Source organism: Saccharothrix violaceirubra, from assembly GCF_014203755.1.
GTDB lineage: Bacteria > Actinomycetota > Actinomycetes > Mycobacteriales > Pseudonocardiaceae > Actinosynnema > Actinosynnema violaceirubrum.
In genome coordinates this window covers 3,369,969-3,385,242 of sequence record NZ_JACHJS010000001.1, presented here as the reverse complement: position 1 = coordinate 3,385,242, position 15,274 = coordinate 3,369,969, and the positions used below count along the sequence as shown (strand labels likewise).

The window sequence follows — 15,274 nt, the reverse complement described above, 5'->3', positions numbered from 1 at the left end:
TGAGGGCGTCCGGGTCGCGTACCGGTGTGTCGACTTCGTCGTCGGCCATCACAGGTCGCCGGGGTCGTCCCCGAAGACGCCCCTAGTCCTCGAGCAGGACCGGTCCCTGGAACTCCACGGCCGTCGCCTTGTCGGGCAGGGCCACGTACCAGCCGGGCCCGAGGTCGCCCTCCTTGACCAGGAGCGCGCCGTCCTTGATCACGGCCAGGCGATAGCCGTCCACCTCGAACCCGTCGATGTCGGTCTCCTGCACCGTGGACGGTGCCTCCAACGGGCCGTCCTGCGCCCACAGGTCGCCGTTCTCGACGTACCCGATGCGCTTGGCGGAGAGCTGGAAGTCGGTCACCGACTCGCTGATCGTCACCGGGGCGTAGACGGTGTTCACGGTCCGGTGGACGGCTTTCAGCGAACCGTTCCGGTCCAGCCAGGCGAGGCGGTCGCCCTCGACGTCGAACTTGGTGACGCCTTGCGCGAAGATGATCTCCTGGGGCTTCCCGTACAGCTCGGTCAGCGTCCAGAGGTTGCCGCTCCTGTTGAAGACGATCTCGTCGCCGTACAGCTCGAAGTCACGGACCCCGGTGGCCACGTCCGCCCAGCCCGGCCCCAGGTCGCCTTCCTTGACCTTGAGCGTGCCGTTCGGCGTGAGCACCGCCACCCGGTCGCCGCTCAACTGGAACTTCTTGACCGGGGCACCCACCTGGTGGACCGGCGGGCTGCCGAAGTCGCCTTCGGTGATGTAGAGGTCGGTGCCCTCGGTGTAGGCGATCCGGTCGCCGCTGAGTTGGAAGTCGGTCACCGAGTCGGTGTTGACCGTGTGCCAGCCGGGTCCCAGGTCGCCGGCTTTGACGTCGAGCTGTCCGTTGGTGCGCAGCACGCCGATGCGGTCGCCCAAGAGCCGGAACGACCGGATGTCGTCGCCCTGCTCGACCCATGGTTCGTAAATACTGCCCTCTTTGATCCAAAGCTTCGTGCCCTGCTGGGCGGCCATGCGCGGCCCCTGGAAGGGCGGCATGTCCGCCGACGCGGACTGGACCGGGACCAGGAGCAGGCCCGCTCCCACGACGGTCGCGAGTGCGGCCGACAGCGTCCGGCTGTGACACGTTGCCATGGTCGGTTCCTTTCTGGAGTCGGATCGGGTGAGGGCAAGGGTCCCGAGCGCCGTTGTCACGGCGTTGACTCCGCGTTGACAGCAGGCGTCACCGCCCCGCACCACGAGGACGACCAGGAGTGACCGCGGTGGAGTTCCTGCTGCCCGATTTCCGCCGGTCCGGTTCCGGAGAAGGCGCCCCCCTCGGGAGCACCATCGGAAGACCGGAGACGCCCTCACCCGAGGGCGTCCCGGTCGCGTGCCGGTGTGTCGACGCCGTCGGCCATCACGAGTCGCCGGTGGCGGAGTCCTGCCTAGTTGGCGCTCGCCGCGAGCAGCTCCACGGCCGTCGCCGAATCGTCGTCGGCCACGTACCACCCCGGGAAGAGGTCGCCGGCCTTGAGCAGGAGTGCGCCGTCCTTGATCACGGCGAGCAGGTCGCCGTCGACGTCGAACGAATCGATGTTGTTCTCCTGGTGGATGGAGGGCCCGAACAGGCTGCCTTCCTGCGCCCACAGGTCGCCGTTCTCGACGTAGGCGATGCGTTCGCCGTCGAGCCGGAAGTCGGTCACCGACCCGCTGATCGTCACCGGGCGGGCGAAGTAAGGCGTCCCGCGCATGGCCATGAGTGTGCCCTGGCGGTTCAGCCAGACGATACGGTCGCTTTCCGTGCGAAACGTGACGACGTCCCGTGCCTGTTCGAGGGGCTCGTTCAGACCGAAGATGTCTTCACGCAGGTAGAGCCTGCCGCCCTGGAGGAACACGATGTGACGATCGGTCGCCGAGAAGTCGGTGATGCCGGTGCCCAGGACAGCCCAGCCCGGACCGAGATCGCCTTCCTTCACTTTGAGCTTGCCGTCCGTGGTCAGCACCATCACCCGGTCGCCGGCGAGCTGGAACTTCTGGACCGGGGCATCGTCCTGGTGCACGATTTCGCCGCCGAAGTCGCCTTCGGTGATGTAGAGGTCGGTGCCCTCGGTGTAGGCGATCCGGTCGCCGTTGAGTTGGAAGTCGGTCACCGAGTCGGTGTTGACCGTGTGCCAGCCGGGTCCCAGGTCGCCGGCTTTGACGTCGAGCTGTCCGTTGGTGCGCAGCACGCCGATGCGATCACCTTCGAGCTGGAACTTGCGCACGTCGTCCGCCTGCTCGACCCACGGATCGAAAATGCTGCCTTCCTTGACGTAGAGCCGCGTGCCTTCCAGCACGCCGACGCGGGCGGCGTGGGCGGTATCGGCCGACGCGGACTGGACCGGGACCAGGAGCAGGCCCGCTCCCACGACGGTCGCGAGTGCGGCCGACAGCGTCCGGCTGTGACGCGTTGCCATGGTCGGTTCCCTTCGGGGTTCGGATCGGGTGGGACAAATGATTCAGGGCGTCGTCGTCACGGCGTTGACTCCGCGTTGACAGCGGATGTCACCGTGCCGCGCTACGAGGACGGCCAGGAGTGACCGTGGTGGAGTTCCTGCCGTCCGGCTCCGGTGGAGGCGGCGCCCCTGTCGGGAGCGCCGCCGGAAGACCGGGTACGTCGTGCCTAGTCGTCGCTCGCCGCGAGCAGGTCCACGGCCAGCGCCGAGTCGTCGTCGGCCACGTACCATCCCGGGCCGAGATCGCCGTCCTTGAGCAGGAGTGCGCCGTCCTTGATCACGGCGAGCAGGTCGCCGTCGAGGTCGAATCCGTCGATGTCGGTCTCCTGCACGGTGGAGGCCGCCCACAGGCTGCCCTCCTGTGCCCACAGGTCGCCGTCCTCGACGTAGGCGATCCGCTCGCCGTCGAGCCGGAAGTCGGTCACCGACTCGCTGATCGTCACCGCGCTGGCGAAGTAGGGAATACCGAAAATGGCCCTGAACACGCCCTTGCTGTCCACCCAGCCGATGCGGTTGCCGTCCGCGTCGAACTTGACGACGTCCCGGGTCTGGTAGAGCGGCTCGTTCGGGTAGGCGAGGTCTTCACGCAAGTAGAGCCTGCCGCCCTGGGCGAACACGATGCGACGGTCGGTGATCTCGAAGTCGGTGACGCCGGTGCCCAGGACAGCCCAGCCGGGACCGAGGTCGCCTTCCTTCGCCTTGAGCGTGCCGTCCGGGGTGAGTACCACCACGCGGTCGCCGGCGAGCTGGAACTTCCGGGTCGGGGCATCCACCTGGTACACGATTTCGCCGCCGAAGTCTCCCTCGGTGATGTAGAGGTCGTTGCCCTCGGTGTAGGCGATCCGGTCGCCGCTGAGTTGGAAGTCGGTCACCGAGTCGGTGTTGACCGTGTGCCAGCCGGGACCCAGGTCCCCGGCCTTCACGTCGAGTTGTCCGTTGGTGCGCAGCACGCCGATGCGGTCGCCTTCGAGCTGGAACTTGCGCACGCCGTCGGCCTGCTCGACCCACGGATCGAAAATGCTGCCTTCCTTGACGTAGAGCCGCGTGCCTTCCAGCACGCCGACGCGGGCGGCATGGGCGGTATCGGCCGACGCGGACTGGACCGGGACGAAGAGGAGCCCGCTTGCCGCGACGGTCGCCAATGCGGCCGACAGTGTCCGGTGGTGACGCGTTGCCATGGTCGGTTCCTTTCGGGGTTCGGATCGGGTGAGACCAAGGATTACGGGCGCCGTCGTCACGGCGTCGACTCCGCGTTGACAGCGGACGTCACCGCCCCGCACCACGAGGACGACCAGGAGTGAACGCGGTGGAGTTCTTGCTGCTCGGATCGCTGGAGGTGCGGTCGGCGGGCGCGCCCGTGCCGGTCGCATCGGGCAAACAGCGGGTCGTGCTGGCCACATTGCTGTTGCGCGCCAACGAGGTGGTCACGGTCGACGAGCTGATCGACCGGCTCTGGGACGAGGACGTGCCGGCCGCCGCGCGGGGCACCGCGCAGGCGTACGTGATGCGGCTGCGCAAGGTCCTGGGCGAGGGGGTGATCGGGACCGTCGACCGCGGCTACGTGCTGACGGTGGACCCCGACCGGCTCGACCTGACCCGGTTCCGCGCCGCGTTGCGCCGCGCGGACGAGGCCGCCGCCGCGGCCGATCGCGTCGCCGAGGCCGCGTGCCTGGGTGCCGCGCTGGACCTGTGGCGGGGTCGGCCGCTGTCGAACGTGCCGTCGGACCTGATGCACCGCGAGGAGGTCCCGTGGCTGGAGGAGCTGCGGTTGCACGCGGTGGAACGACGGGTGCAGCTCGACGTCGACGGCGGCGCGCACAACCGGGCCGTCGCCGAACTGCGGTCGCTGATCGCGGAACACCCGCTGCGCGAACGGTTCTGGGCTCAGCTCATGCTGGCGCTGTTCCGCGCCGGACGGCAGGCTGACGCCCTGGCGGCGCACCGCGCGCTGACCGCACGGCTCGCCGAGGAACTCGGCATCGACCCCGGTGACGAGGTCCGCCGCCTGCACCTGGCGATCCTGGCCGACGACCCGGCACTGCTCGGGGATCGCGACACGGCTCCGCCGCAGCGCGGCAACCTGCCGCCCGCCGCGGCCCACTTCGTCGGGCGCACGGCCGAGACCGTCCGGGCCGCGGGTCTGCTCCGGCCCCTGCCCGACCGGTCGTCGCCCCGGTACGTCGTGCTGTCCGGACCTCCGGGCGTCGGCAAGACCGCGTTGGCCGTGCACGTCGCCCATGCCGTGCGCGAGGATTTCCCGGACGGCGTGCTGCACGTCGACCTGCGCGGCTTCTCCCAGCAGCCGCCGTTGACCGTGCAGCGGGCGTTGACCCGGTTGCTGCGCGGCCTGGGGCTCAACGCCGAGCAGGTGCCGCTGGACGAGGACGCCCAGCAGGACCGGTACGCGTCCCTGCTGACCGGCCGGCGGATGCTGGTGGTGCTGGACAACGCGGTCAGTTCCGACCAGGTCCGCCCGCTGCTGCCCGGCGAGCCGGGCTGTGCCGCGCTCGTGACCAGCCGCAACGACCTGCGCGGCCTGATCGCCCTGGAAGGCGCGCGGCGGCTCGCGCTGGACTCGCTGCCGGCGGCGGACGCCCGCCGGTTGCTGGTCGACATCGTCGGCACCGACATCGCCGACGCCGAGCCGGACGCCGTGGCCGAACTGGTCGAGTTGTGCGCCCGGCTGCCGCTGGCCGTGCGGATCGCCGGCGCGAACCTGGTGGGACGGGCCGGCGCCGGGGTCGCCGACCACGTCGCGGAACTGCGTCGGGCCAACCGGTTGAGCGCGTTGGCCGTCGACGACGACGAGCAGGCGGCGGTGCGCACGGCGTTCGGGTTGTCCTACGAGACGCTCAAGCCCGACGAACGCCGGATGTTCCGCCTCTTGGGGCTCGTACCGGGCACGGACTTCACGCCGGAGGCCGCCGCGGCGCTGGCCGACGAGCACGAGGCCACGGCCGCGACCCTGCTCGGCAGGCTCGTCACGGCCAACCTCGTGCAGCAGCAGGGCAACCGGCGCCACCAGCTCCACGACCTGCTGCGCCTGTATGCCCGGGAACGGGCCGAGCTGGAGGACCCCGCGGAACACCGCGCCCTGGCGCTGGACCGGTTGTACCGGCACTACCTGCGGTGGGCCGACGCGGCGGCCGTCGTGCTCAACCCGGCATCGCCCCGGCTGCCCCGGCCGGAGGCGGCGGCACCCGCCGCGTTCGACGGTCCGGCGCGGGCCGTGGCGTGGCTGAGCGCCGAACGCGCCAACCTGGTCGGTGCGGTGGAGTTCGCCACCGCGCACCCGGACCTGCGGCCGTGGAGCCGGCACTTGGCCGACGCCGTCACCGGCTACCTGCACACGCACCGGCACGACAGCGACCTGCTGGCCGTGGCGACCGCCGCGTTGGACACCGCGCGGGCGGACGGCGACCGGCCGGCCGAGGCCACGATGCTGCGGGCGTTGGGGGTGCTGGACTGGAGCCTCGGCGACTACCGCCGGGCGCTGGAGCGCCTGCGGGCCGCGCTCGTCCTGCACCGCGAGGTCGGCGACGCCGCGGGCGCGGGCACGGCGCTGATCGCGTTGGGCGTGGTGCACCTGGAGGACGGCCGGCTCGCCGAGGCGGCACGGCACTTCGCCGAGGCGGCGGAGGCGGAGGTGCCGGCCGTGGCCGTGGCGGCGCTGGCCCGGCTGGGCGTGGCGCGGCTGGAAGCGGGTGACCTGACCGCGGCCCGCGCGCACCTGGAGTCCGCGTTGTCCTCGGCGGGGCCGTTGGGACTGGTGCACACCGAGGCGGTCGCGTTGAACACGCTCGGCGCGGTGCACCTGCGGCAGGGCGCGTTCGACGAGGCGATCGCGTCGCACCAGGGCGCGTTGGAGCGCTACCAGGTCCTGGGGTCCCGCCACGACCAGGCCGAGGTGTTGCAGAACCTCGCCGCCGTGCACCGCGACGCCCGCCGTTTCGCCACGGCGGTCGAGTACGGGGAGAAGGCATTGGCGCTGGCCCGGTCGACCGGGAACCTGCGCTTCGCGGCCGACACGCTCAACACGCTGGCCAGCGCGCGTGCCGGACAGCTCGACTGGGACGCCGCGGTGCGCGGCCACAGCGAGGCGTTGGGGTTGTCCCGGCGCGTCGGCTACCGGCAGGGCGAGATCACGTCCCTGATCGGCCTGGCGGCGACCGCGGTGGGACTGGGGCGGGCGGCGGCGGCCATCGACGACGCCGGGCGGGCCGCGCTCCTGGCCCGCACCACCGGGTTCCGGCTGCGCGAGGCGCAGGCGTTGACCGTGCTCGCGCACGCCGAGGTCGACGCCGGCCGACCGGAGGACGCCGCCGCGCACGCGGCCGAGGCGCTCGCCCTGCACCAGGCGTCGGGGAACCGGTTGGGCATCGCCCGTGCCCACCAGGTGCTGGAACTCGTGGCAGGGTCCCGCGACCCGGACCGGCCGGAGGAAGCCGGGGCGACGACCGGGAAGCAGGCTTGACCTCGAGCAAGGTCGAGGTCCGAGGATGATCCACATGAACGACACCGATGCCGACATCGCGGCCATCAAGCAGGTCGTGGCGACCGTGGAACACACCCAGTGCCACGAACTCGTCGACGAGTTCGTGGCACTGTTCCGGGAGGACGCCGTCTGGACCACCGGGCACGGCCGACTCCTGACCGGCCGTGCCGAGATCGCCGCGTTCACCGCCGAGGTGCTGCCGGGCGGCATGATGGGCCTCACGGCGACCTACGAGGTGGTGCACATCCTGTTCATCCGGTCCGACGTGGCGGCCGTCAAGGTCCGCCAGCGCTACCTCACCCTCGACGGCGACCCGGTCGAGGGCGGGCACGAGGGCAGTCCGCTGTACGTGATGTCCAAGGAGGCGGGCCGGTGGCTGCTGACGGCCTGCCAGAACACCGGGGTGGTCGCGGACTGAGTCACGGGGGCGGCGGGCGCACGCCGAAGTCCAGCGGGTACGGGACGAAGGTGCTGCGGTTCTCGTCCACGCGCAGCGGCTTGCCGATCGGCGGCGCCGAGCGCTGCGGGCACAGGGGACGGTCGCACGTCTGGCAACCCGGGCCGATCGGGGTGGCGGCGGCGACGTCGTCGAGGTCGGTGCCGGCCGAGTAGACCAGGCGCCCGGCGTGGCGGACCTCGCAGCCCAGGCCCACCGCGAAGGTCTTGCCCGGCCCGGCGAACCCGCCGCGACTGCGCGCCACGGTCCGGGCCACCCACAGGTAGCGCCGGCCGTCGGGCATCGCCGCCACCTGGGTCACGACGCGGCCCGGCGCGGCGAACGCGCTGTAGACGTTCCACAGCGGGCACGTGCCGCCCGAGCGGGAGAAGTGGAAGCCGGTGGCGGACTGGCGCTTGGACACGTTGCCCGCGCGGTCGACGCGGACGAACGAGAACGGGACGCCGCGCGCGCCCGGCCGTTGCAGCGTGGTCAGCCGGTGGCAGATGGTCTCGAAGCCCATCGCGAAGTGGTCGGCGAGCAGTTCGATGTCGTAGCGCAGCCGTTCGGCGGCGGCGTGGAACGTGCCGTAGGGCATGACGAGCGCCGCGGCGGCGTAGCGGGCGAGCCCGATCCTGATCAACGACCGCACGGGTCCGTGCGGTTCCCGGCTTTCCGCCGCGATCGCGTCCAATTCGTCGGCGAATTCGAGCAGGGCTATTTGGGTGGCCATGCGGAACGCCTGTTGTCCGGGCCGCATGTGCAGGGAAAGGGACAACGTCCGCGCGACCGGGTCGTAGTGATGCAGCTCACCGGCCGTGGCGAGGTGGGCGACGTCGCCGACGGTGTTCTCGACGCGGATCCCGTGCGCCTCGGCCAGCCGGGCGGCCAGGACGGTGCGCACCTCGCCCGGTCGCACGCCGATCGCCGACGCCACGCGTTCGGCCGACGAGTCCAGCGTCGGGAAGTGGTTGGCGTGGGTGTAGAAGAAGTCCCGCACGCGTTCGTGCGCGCCGGCCGCCGACTCGCCGCCCCGGTCGCCCGCCGCCGCCGCGAGTTCCCGGACCCGCCGGTGCAGGTCGATCACCGCGCGGGCCAGCTCCGGCCGGGAGCCGGCGAGTTCGCGCAGGTCGTCGACCGACACGTCGGTACCGGCCAGGGCTTCGCGGAGTTCGCCGAGCAGCCGCCCCGAGTCGTGGCCGGCGAAGAACGACGGGTCGACGCCGAACGTCTCGGTGATCCGCAGCAGCACGGGCACGGTCAGCGGCCGGGAGTCGCGCTCGATCTGGTTGAGGTAGCTGGCCGAGATGCCCAACGCGCGGGCCAGGTCGACCTGGCTCAACGCCCGTTCCTCCCGCAGCCTCCGCAATCGCGCACCCACGAACGTCTTCGCCACGCGGTCACCTCCCGGAAAGACGACCAGGGTAGGGCATGTCCGCGAAATGCCGTCTTCGCAACCTTCGCAGATCGTCGGCGGAAGATTTCCACAAATTCGCAGATTCCGCCGGTCGACGGGCCGGTACCGGTCGTGCGACGGTCGGAACGGGAATTCGGCGAGAGGAGCGCGGCAGATGAGCACCGCGGAAGAGATCACCCGGGAATGGGCCACCGCGCCGCGATGGGCCGGTGTGCGGCGCACCTATTCGGCGGCGGACGTGGTCCGGTTGCGCGGCAGCGTCGTGGAGGAGCACACGCTGGCCCGTCGGGGCGCGGAACGGCTGTGGGAGCTGCTGCACACCGAGGACTACGTGCACGCGCTGGGCGCGTTGACCGGCAACCAGGCCGTGCAGCAGGTGCGCGCCGGGTTGAAGGCGATCTACCTGTCCGGCTGGCAGGTGGCGGCGGACGCGAACCTGTCCGGGCACACCTACCCCGACCAGAGCCTCTACCCGGCGAACTCGGTGCCGCAGGTGGTGCGCCGGATCAACAACGCCCTGCTGCGCGCCGACCAGATCAGCCACGCCGAGGGCACCTCGTCGGCGCACGACTGGCTCGCGCCGATCGTGGCCGACGCGGAGGCCGGGTTCGGCGGCGTGCTCAACGCGTTCGAGCTGATGCGGGCGATGATCGCCGCCGGCGCGGCGGGTGTGCACTGGGAGGACCAGCTCGCGGCCGAGAAGAAGTGCGGCCATCTCGGCGGCAAGGTGCTGATCCCGACCGGCCAGCACATCCGCACGCTCAACGCCGCCCGGCTGGCCGCCGACGTGGCCGGCGTGCCGTCCGTGGTGATCGCGCGCACCGACGCGCAGGCCGCGTCCCTGCTGACCACCGACGTCGACGAACGCGACCGTCCGTTCGTCACCGGCGAACGCACCGCCGAGGGCTTCTACCGCGTGCGCGGCGGGCTCGAGCCGTGCATCGCGCGCGGCCTGGCGTACGCGCCGTACGCCGACCTGCTGTGGATGGAGACCTCGACCCCGGACCTGGAGGTCGCGCGCCGGTTCGCAGAGGCGGTCAAGGCCGAGTACCCCGACCGGCTCTTGGCGTACAACTGCTCGCCGTCGTTCAACTGGCGCAAGCACCTCGACGACGCCACGATCGCCAAGTTCCAGCGCGAACTCGGGCACATGGGCTACCGGTTCCAGTTCGTCACGCTGGCCGGTTTCCACGCGCTCAACCACTCGATGTTCGACCTGGCCCGCGGCTACGCCGAGTCCGGCATGGCCGCCTACGTGGGCCTTCAGGAACGCGAGTTCGCCGCCGAAGCGGACGGGTACACGGCCGTCAAGCACCAGCGCGAGGTCGGCACCGGCTACTTCGACCTCGTCTCCACCACCCTCGACCCGACCGGGGAGACCACCGCCCTGGCCGGGTCCACCGAACAGGCCCAGTTCGCGTGAGCCGGGAGGAGGCCGCCGTGCCCGACCGGATCGTGGTCACCGGAGCCCCGGGCGAGAGGTTCGAGGAGATCCTCACGCCCGAGGCGCTCGATTTCGTGGTGCGCCTGGACGACCGTTTCGCCGGTCGTCGCGCCGAACTGCTCGCCGCCCGTGCCGAACGCCGCGAGGTGTTCGCCGCCGGCGGCACCCCGGACTTCCTCGCCGAGACCGCGGCCGTCCGCGCCGACGACTCGTGGCGCGTGGCTCCCCCGGCGCCCGGCCTGGTCGACCGGCGGGTGGAGATCACCGGGCCGCCGGACCGGCGGATGGCCGTCAACGCGTTGAACTCGGGCGCGAAGGTGTGGATGGCCGACTTCGAGGACGCGACCGCGCCCACGTGGCACAACGTCGTCGACGGCCAGCTCACGCTGCTCGACGCGATCGAACGCCGCATCGACTTCACCGCCGACACCGGCAAGCGGTACGCGCTCGCCGACGAGGTCGCCACGATCGTGGTCCGGCCGCGCGGCTGGCACCTGGTCGAGAAGCACGTCGTGGTCGACGGGCGGCCGGTGTCGGCGAGCCTGTTCGACTTCGGCCTGTACCTGTTCCACGGCGGACGCCGACAGCTCGCGCACGGCCTCGGCCCGTACTTCTACCTGCCGAAGCTGGAGGGCCACCGCGAGGCGCGGCTGTGGAACGACGTGTTCGGCTTCGCGCAGGACGAGCTGGGCATCCCGCGCGGCACGATCCGCGCCACGGTGCTGATCGAGACGATCACGGCCGCGTTCGAGATGGAGGAGATCCTCTACGAGCTGCGGGAACACGGCGCGGGCCTGAACGCGGGCCGGTGGGACTACATCTTCAGCGTCATCAAGAACTTCGGCGACCGGCCGGAGTTCGTCCTGCCCGACCGGGCCGGGGTGACCATGACCGTGCCGTTCATGCGGGCCTACACCGAGTTGTTGGTCCGCACGTGCCACAGGCGGGGCGCGTACGCGATCGGCGGCATGGCCGCGTTCATCCCGAGCCGCGACGCCGAGACGAACGCGATCGTGCTGGACAAGGTGCGCGAGGACAAGAAGCGCGAGGCCGAGGACGGCTTCGACGGGTCGTGGGTGGCCCACCCCGGGCTGGTCGGGGTGTGCGCGGCGGCGTTCGACCGGCCCGACCAGCTCGACCGGCTGCGCCCGGACGTCGTCGTGACGGCCGCCGACCTGCTGGCCGTGGACCGCACGCCCGGCGGCGTCACCGAAGCCGGGCTGCGGGGCAACGTGTCCGTGGCCGTGCGGTACTTCGGGTCGTGGCTCGACGGTGTCGGCGCGGCGTCGATCGGCGGGTTGATGGAGGACGCGGCCACGGCCGAGATCGCGCGGTGCCAGATCTGGCAGTGGCTGCGGCACATCACGCCGTTGGCCGAGGGCGGCATGGTCACCGAGGAGCTGGTGCACGCGCTGCTGGACCGGGAGCTGGCGGCGGTCCGACCCGAACGCCGGGAGGCGGTACGCGAGCTGTTCACGGCGACCGCGTTGGCCGAGGACCCGCCGCGGTTCTTCACCACCGGCGCCTACGCCGGACACCTGGCCCGGTTGTAGGGGACCGCGCGGTCCCCTACGGCGGTAGCGTGCGCCCATGGGTGACGGACGGCAGGTCGACGCGGTGCTGGTGGACTGGGGCGGCGTGCTGACGGTGCCCGTGCCCGCGTTCGTCGACGACTGGCTGCGGGTCGACCGCATCGACCGCGAGCGCTACCACGTCACCATGTCCGACTGGCTGCACTCCGGGTCGGGCCCGGTCGCCGACCTGGAGACCGGCGTGCTGTCCGTGGCGGAGTTCGAGCACCTGCTCGCCGCCGAGCTGGTCACGCTCGACGGCGGGCAGGTCCACGCACCCGGTCTGCTGACCCGCATGTTCGGCACCGCGCACACGGACCCCGCCATGGTCGGGCTGGTGCGCGACCTGCGGGCCGCGGGCGTCCACACCGTGCTGCTGTCCAACAGCTGGGGCGAGGACGGCTATCCCGTCACCCTGCTGACCGAGCTGTTCGACACGCTGGTCATCAGTGCGCGCGTCGGTCTGCGCAAACCCGACCGCGCGATCTTCGACCACACCCTGGACCTGGTGGGCCTGCCCGCCGACCGGTGCGTGTTCGTCGACGACATGCCCGCGAACGTCGACGCCGCCCGCGCGCTCGGCCTGCACGCCCACCGGCACACCACCGCCGACGACACCCGCGCCGCGTTGGCCCGGCTGGGCGTCGTGGCCTGAATCGCGGACCGGAGCTGTCCTCGATTGGTCCTATCGTGGGCGCATGCTCAGCCTCCGCGCCCTCAACCGGGCCACGTTGGACCGTCAACTGCTGCTCGACCGGTCGGCGGCGACGCCCCACGAGGTCGTGGCCCACCTGGTCGGCATGCAGGCGCAGGAGCCGTTCTCGCCGTACTTCGGGCTCTGGTCGCGGGTGCGCGACTTCGACCCCCGCATGCTCGGCGACCTGCTCGTGGACCGGAAGGTCGTGCGGGCGCCGCTGCACCGGGCGACGATCCACCTGGTCACGGCCGACGACCACGGCGTGCTCGAACCCGTCCTGCGGCCGATGGTCGAGCGCCGGTTCCGGTCCTCGCCGTTCAAGGTCGCGGCGCCGTACCTGGACCGGATCGCGCCGCTCGTGCGGGAGTGGGTCGCGGAGCAGCCGCGCACGAAGGCGGAACTGACCAGGCTGCTCGGCGCGGAGTTCCCCGACGTCGACGCGGAGTCGCTCGCGGTGGCGGCGTGCCAGCTCCTGTCCATGATCCAGGTGCCGCCGCGCGCGGTGTGGGGCGCGAGCGGGCGGGCGTCGTGGACGACGGCCGAGCACTGGCTCGGGGTGCCGCGCGGCGACAAGGCGGACCACGCGGGCCTGGTGCTGCGCTACCTTGCCGCGTTCGGGCCGGCCACGGTCGCCGACGTGCGGGCGTGGTCGGGACTCGGCGGGCTCAAGGATGTGGTGGAGGGCCTGGACCTGCGCCGTCTGGTCGACGAGGACGGCCGCGAGCTGGTCGACCTGCCCGACGCCGTGCTGCCCGACGCGGACGTGCCCGCGCCGGTGCGCTTCCTGCCGGAGTTCGACAACGTGCTGCTGGGGCACGACGACCGCCGCCGGATCATCTCCGACGAGGACTACCGGCGCGGTGTCGTGGTCGGCGGGCGGCGCACGGTCCTGGTCGACGGGTTCGTCCACGGCACGTGGCGCACGACCCGCACCGGGCTCGACGTCGAGATATTCCGGCCGTTGACCCGCGCGCAGCGCGTCGACGTGGAGACCGAGGGCGCCGCGCTGCTCGCGTTCGCCGGCGTCGCGGGTGAGGTGGTGATCACCTGATGTTTGGACGATCGTCCAGTACGATCGTCCAAATGACGGTGCGAGAGCGGCTGTTGACCGCCGCCACGGAACTCATCGCGGAACGGGGCTGGGGCGCGGTCAGCACGCGCGTCCTGGCCGAACGAGCCGGGGTCGGCCCCGGAGTCGTGCACTACCACTTCGCCTCCCTGCCCGCGCTGCTCGCCGAAGCGGCCGTGGGCGCCCTGCGCACGGCCGTGTCCGGACTGCGGGACGTGCTCGCCTCGGCGGCCACACCCCGCGCCGGCCTCGACGCGGTGCTCGCCGCCCTCGACTCCCCCGACGGCCAGGAGCTGTTCACCGAGACTTTCCTGGCCGCGACCAGGGACGACACCATCCGCGCCGCGGTCGGCGAGGTGCTGGCGGAGTTCCGCCGGGGCCTCGCCGAGTGGCTCGCCGGGTTCGACGTGCCCGACCCCGAGCGGACGGCGGCCGTGCTCGCTGCCGCCGTCGACGGCCTCCTGCTGCACCGCGCGCTCGACCCCGGCCTGTCGGCCGCGGGCGTCGTGCCCGTCCTGGAACGGGTGCTGCGATGAGGATCGTGATCGCCGGCGCCGGGATCGCCGGACTCACCCTGGCCCACCGGCTGGTCGGGCACGACGTCGTCGTGGTCGACCGCTCCCCCGCGCCGCGCGACCAGGGCTACCTGATCGACTTCTTCGGGCCGGGCTACGACGCGGCCGAACGCCTGGGCATCCTGCCCGTCCTGCGCGCCCGGTCCCACGTGATCGACGAGGCCGGGTACGTCGACGCCGAGGGGCGTCGCGTCGCGGGCATCGGGTTCGGCCGGCTGTCCGCGATCCTGGGCGGACGCCTGCTCAGCATCCTGCGCCCCGACGTGGAACGCACCCTGCGCGAAGCGCTGCCGTCCGGTGTCGATCTCCGCTACGGCGCGGCGGTCGTCGACGTCGACAACCGCGCCGACGGCGTCACGGTGCGGCTGTCCGACGACACCGTGCTGCACGCGGACCTGCTCGTCGGCGCCGACGGCGTGCACTCGACGGTGCGCCGGCTCGTCTTCGGCGACGGCCACGTGCGCCATCTCGGCTTCCACACCGCCGCGTTCTCGTTCACCGACCCGGACGTGCACGCGCGGGTGGCCGGCCGGTTCCGGGTCACCGACACCGTCGACCGGCTGTTCGGCTGCTACGGCCTGGGCCGGGACCGGGTCACCGCGTTCACCGTGCACCGCACGCCGTCCACCGAGCGGCCCGCCGATCCGCGTGCCGAACTGCGCTCGGTCTTCGCCTCGGCGGGCTGGGTGGTGCCGCGCGCACTGGAACTCTGCCCGGCGGACCCGTACTACGACCACGTGGCGCAGGTCGTCGTGCCGCGCTGGAGTCGGGACCGCGTCGTGCTGGTCGGCGACGCGGCCGGTGCCGTGTCGCTGATCGCGGGACAGGGCGCGTCGCTGGCGATGGGCGGGGCGTACCTGCTCGCCGACCACCTCGACGACCCGCCCGGGTTCGAGCGCGCGTGGCGGCCGGTCGTCGACGAGAAGCAACTCGTCGGACGGTCCGGTGCCCGGTGGTTCCTGCCGTCCTCGCCCACCCGGCTGTGGGCCCGCCGCCAGGCGCTGCGCCTGTCCCGCCTGCCGATGGTGGACCGGGCCGTCGCGCACGGCATGGTCGGCCGGCCGGTGTCGTTGGAGACCCCGATAGGTTGATCGACGGGGAGAACGACCAGGGGGACTC

At 72.0% G+C, this 15,274-nt stretch carries 12 protein-coding genes; 8 read left to right on the top strand and 4 right to left on the bottom strand.

Annotation, left to right across the window (positions count from 1 at the left end; genetic code table 11):
- Nucleotides 1-82: 82 nt before the first annotated feature.
- From F4559_RS16115 to F4559_RS16105, 3 genes are all read right to left on the bottom strand, one after another.
- Complete coding sequence (locus F4559_RS16115) at nucleotides 83-1,108, bottom strand: hypothetical protein (protein WP_184669609.1); 1,026 nt, start codon at nucleotides 1,106-1,108, stop codon at nucleotides 83-85.
- A gap of 293 nt (nucleotides 1,109-1,401) precedes the next feature.
- On the bottom strand, nucleotides 1,402-2,412 hold the full coding sequence (locus F4559_RS16110; protein ID WP_184669606.1) for a hypothetical protein: 1,011 nt from the start codon (nucleotides 2,410-2,412) through the stop codon (nucleotides 1,402-1,404).
- 206 nt (nucleotides 2,413-2,618) lie between these two features.
- The gene (locus tag F4559_RS16105; protein ID WP_184669604.1) at nucleotides 2,619-3,629 is read right to left on the bottom strand and encodes a hypothetical protein; all 1,011 of its coding nucleotides are present in this window, start codon (nucleotides 3,627-3,629) and stop codon (nucleotides 2,619-2,621) included.
- 128 nt (nucleotides 3,630-3,757) lie between these two features.
- Here F4559_RS16105 and F4559_RS16100 point away from each other — a divergent pair, with 128 nt between their 5' ends.
- Both F4559_RS16100 and F4559_RS16095 read left to right on the top strand, forming a co-directional pair.
- Nucleotides 3,758-6,925, top strand: a complete 3,168-nt coding sequence (locus F4559_RS16100) for an AfsR/SARP family transcriptional regulator (RefSeq protein ID WP_184669603.1) — start codon at nucleotides 3,758-3,760, stop codon at nucleotides 6,923-6,925.
- A gap of 34 nt (nucleotides 6,926-6,959) precedes the next feature.
- Nucleotides 6,960-7,364 carry an SgcJ/EcaC family oxidoreductase gene (locus tag F4559_RS16095; protein WP_184669600.1) on the top strand — a complete coding sequence of 135 codons (405 nt, stop codon included), beginning with the start codon at nucleotides 6,960-6,962 and terminating at the stop codon, nucleotides 7,362-7,364.
- Between the two features lies 1 nt (nucleotide 7,365).
- Here F4559_RS16095 and F4559_RS16090 read toward each other — a convergent pair whose 3' ends face one another.
- On the bottom strand, nucleotides 7,366-8,778 hold the full coding sequence (locus tag F4559_RS16090) for a short-chain fatty acyl-CoA regulator family protein (RefSeq protein ID WP_184669598.1): 1,413 nt from the start codon (nucleotides 8,776-8,778) through the stop codon (nucleotides 7,366-7,368).
- A 175-nt stretch (nucleotides 8,779-8,953) separates the two neighbouring features.
- Here F4559_RS16090 and aceA point away from each other — a divergent pair, with 175 nt between their 5' ends.
- From aceA to F4559_RS16060, 6 genes are read left to right on the top strand one after another with little or no spacing between them, the layout of a single operon-like run.
- Nucleotides 8,954-10,222, top strand: a complete 1,269-nt coding sequence (gene aceA, locus F4559_RS16085; RefSeq protein ID WP_184669596.1) for an isocitrate lyase — start codon at nucleotides 8,954-8,956, stop codon at nucleotides 10,220-10,222.
- On the top strand, nucleotides 10,219-11,796 hold the full coding sequence (gene aceB, locus F4559_RS16080) for a malate synthase A (protein ID WP_312865675.1): 1,578 nt from the start codon (nucleotides 10,219-10,221) through the stop codon (nucleotides 11,794-11,796). The genes aceA and aceB overlap by 4 nt, the downstream gene beginning before the upstream one ends.
- A 37-nt stretch (nucleotides 11,797-11,833) precedes the next feature.
- A complete protein-coding gene (locus F4559_RS16075; RefSeq protein WP_184669594.1) occupies nucleotides 11,834-12,469 on the top strand; it encodes an HAD family hydrolase in 636 nt (211 codons plus the stop codon).
- A 43-nt stretch (nucleotides 12,470-12,512) separates the two neighbouring features.
- Nucleotides 12,513-13,562 (top strand): winged helix DNA-binding domain-containing protein, encoded by a 1,050-nt coding sequence (locus F4559_RS16070; RefSeq protein WP_184669592.1) that lies wholly within the window; start codon nucleotides 12,513-12,515, stop codon nucleotides 13,560-13,562.
- Between the two features lie 32 nt (nucleotides 13,563-13,594).
- Nucleotides 13,595-14,116, top strand: a complete 522-nt coding sequence (locus F4559_RS16065; protein ID WP_184669590.1) for a TetR/AcrR family transcriptional regulator — start codon at nucleotides 13,595-13,597, stop codon at nucleotides 14,114-14,116.
- Nucleotides 14,113-15,246: an FAD-dependent monooxygenase gene (locus tag F4559_RS16060; RefSeq protein ID WP_184669588.1), complete on the top strand. Its 1,134-nt coding sequence runs from the start codon at nucleotides 14,113-14,115 to the stop codon at nucleotides 15,244-15,246. The genes F4559_RS16065 and F4559_RS16060 overlap by 4 nt, the downstream gene beginning before the upstream one ends.
- The last annotated feature ends 28 nt before the right edge of the window (nucleotides 15,247-15,274 follow it).

Bases quoted from the DNA above. Each gene is read 5' to 3' on its own strand.
- aceA (WP_184669596.1), top strand. From the start codon at position 8,954: ATGAGCACCGCGGAAGAGATCACCCGGGAATGGGCCACCGCGCCGCGA.
- F4559_RS16110 (WP_184669606.1), bottom strand. From the start codon at position 2,412: ATGGCAACGCGTCACAGCCGGACGCTGTCGGCCGCACTCGCGACCGTC.
- F4559_RS16065 (WP_184669590.1), top strand. From the start codon at position 13,595: ATGACGGTGCGAGAGCGGCTGTTGACCGCCGCCACGGAACTCATCGCG.
- F4559_RS16060 (WP_184669588.1), top strand. From the start codon at position 14,113: ATGAGGATCGTGATCGCCGGCGCCGGGATCGCCGGACTCACCCTGGCC.
- F4559_RS16075 (WP_184669594.1), top strand. From the start codon at position 11,834: ATGGGTGACGGACGGCAGGTCGACGCGGTGCTGGTGGACTGGGGCGGC.
- F4559_RS16115 (WP_184669609.1), bottom strand. From the start codon at position 1,108: ATGGCAACGTGTCACAGCCGGACGCTGTCGGCCGCACTCGCGACCGTC.
- F4559_RS16070 (WP_184669592.1), top strand. From the start codon at position 12,513: ATGCTCAGCCTCCGCGCCCTCAACCGGGCCACGTTGGACCGTCAACTG.
- F4559_RS16095 (WP_184669600.1), top strand. From the start codon at position 6,960: ATGAACGACACCGATGCCGACATCGCGGCCATCAAGCAGGTCGTGGCG.
- F4559_RS16105 (WP_184669604.1), bottom strand. From the start codon at position 3,629: ATGGCAACGCGTCACCACCGGACACTGTCGGCCGCATTGGCGACCGTC.